Raw genomic sequence first — 2,243 nt, forward strand, 5'->3', positions numbered from 1 at the left:
CTGGCTTGCATCAATTTCATGAACCTCAGCACCGCCCGCTCGGAGAAACGCGCTAAGGAAGTCGGCATCCGCAAGTCGGTGGGCTCGGTGCGTTCGCAGTTGGTCGGGCAGTTTCTGAGCGAATCGTTTATGGTCGTCGGGCTGGCGTTTGTTGCGGCGATGGTTCTGGTGCTGGTCGCTTTGCCCGCTTTCAACACTTTGGCCGATAAGAAAATAGAATTCCCCTGGGCCAGCGGCTATTTCTGGGGCGCCTCCTTGTTGTTCATCCTTTTCACCGCCCTGCTTTCCGGCAGCTATCCCGCCCTGTACCTTTCTTCTTTCCAACCCGTAAAAGTGCTCAAAGGTACTTTCCGCGTGGGACGTTACGCCGCATTGCCCCGCAAGGTGCTGGTGGTAATGCAATTCACGGTATCGGTGGCCCTGATTATCGGCACCATCATCGTGTTTCGCCAAATCCAGCATTCCAAGAACCGCCCTATCGGCTACGACCGCGCGGGTTTGATTCAAATTCCACTGACGGAATTCGACTTCGTGGGCAAATACGATTTCCTGCGCCGCGAATTTCTCAATTCGGGGGCCGTGGTCGAGATGTCCTCGGCCAGCAGCCCGACCACGCAGGTCTATTCCAACACTTCGGGCTTTTTGTGGGAAGGCAAGCCCGAAGGATTTCAGGAGGATTTTGCCTGGACGACCGTTTCGGCCGAGTACGTCAAATCGCTGGGCCTGAAAATCATCGCCGGGCGCGACTTCTCGCGGGAGTTCGCGACGGATTCCAATGCGGTGATTTTGAATAAAACTGCCGTAAAGTACATGGGTTTGAAAGACCCCATCGGCACCATTCTCCGAGATGAGACCGACGAAGATCCCGACCCACCTTTGACAGTCATCGGCGTCATTGATGACATGATTATGACCTCGCCCTATGAACCCGTGAAGCAGTCAATATATAAGTTCGGCACGGACGATAACGCCAGCTACTACAATCTTCGGCTTAATCCCGCCCAAAGCGCAAGCCAATCCATTGCCGCCATCGAAAGCATTTACAAGAAAAACTTGCCCGACCTACCCTTCGAGTACCAGTTTGTGGACGAAGAATACGCCGCCAAATTCGCCTCCGAAGAGCGCGTCGGCAAGCTGGCGGGTGTCTTTACCGGCCTGGCGATTCTGATTAGCTGCCTGGGCTTGTTCGGCCTGGCCTCCTACATGGCCGAGCAGCGCACCAAGGAAATCGGCGTCCGCAAGGTACTGGGCGCGAGCGTGGCAAGCCTGTGGCGGTTGTTGTCCAAAGACTTTGTTTTCCTCGTCCTCATCTCCCTGCTCATCGCTTCACCGCTGGCCTGGTACTTCATGGACGGCTGGCTGCAGAAGTACGACTACCGCACCGAGCTGTCGTGGTGGATTTTCGCGGTGGCGGGCGCGGGGGCGTTAGTCATTACGCTCTTGACGGTTAGTTTTCAGGCCGTGAAGGCGGCATTGATGAATCCGGTGAAGTCGTTGCGCTCGGAGTGAACAGAGGTCTTCGACTACGCTCAGACTGACAATTACCTAGCAACTTGTCAGTCTGAGCGTAGTCGAAGACCTCCTTTAAAAATTTAAGCCGTTTCCCCGCCGCAACTTGATCCTGCACCAGCGGTGCAGCCGTAGCAGTGCTGATTGAGGACGATTTCGCGCCCGGCCAGTGCCTTGGCATTGAAATCGCGGATGTGCTGGTGAGCGGGTGTTGCTACGGGCAGTTCCAGCATTTGATTAAAGTCGCAATCGAACAGGTAACCGTCCCAGCCCACCGATACGGTGTTGCGGCACATGACGCCCTCGGCGGCGGTAGGGTTAAACGAATTGACCAACTTCTCCATATAGCCCTCGAAATTGCCCGACGAAATCAGGTAGTCGAGGTAGCGGCTGATGGGAATATTGGTGATGGCGAAAAGATCGTTAAACTCAATTTCGAATTCGTCGCGAAGCACCTTTTTGAATTGACGCCTCAGCGTCTCCTGACTGGCGGGCATGAACGCTCCGGCAGGATTATATACTAAGTTGAGTGTCAGCCCCATCCCTTCCATTCCATAACCCACAGCATTCAACATCTTCAATGCCCGTACCGAATCCTTGAACACACCCGTTCCGCGCTGGCGGTCAGTCTTGTCAGCGTTGTAAAAGGGTAGTGAACTTACTACCTCTACGCCATGGGCTCGGTAGAACTCCGGCAGGTCGTGGTACTTAGGGTTGGCAACGATGATCGTCAG

2 protein-coding genes are annotated in these 2,243 nt (G+C 54.9%); one reads left to right on the top strand and one right to left on the bottom strand.

From position 1 onward, the window contains the following. On the top strand, positions 1–1,509 hold a 1,509-nt coding region (locus tag ACEW8P_RS15010), incomplete at its 5' end, for an ABC transporter permease (protein WP_373513894.1). 83 nt (positions 1,510–1,592) lie between these two features. Here ACEW8P_RS15010 and arsS read toward each other — a convergent pair. Continuing rightward, positions 1,593–2,243 (bottom strand): arsenosugar biosynthesis radical SAM (seleno)protein ArsS (gene arsS, locus ACEW8P_RS15015; RefSeq protein ID WP_373513895.1); only part of this gene is annotated, 651 nt, incomplete at its 5' end.

The organism is Persicitalea sp., assembly GCF_041751555.1.
Lineage (GTDB): Bacteria > Bacteroidota > Bacteroidia > Cytophagales > Spirosomataceae > Persicitalea.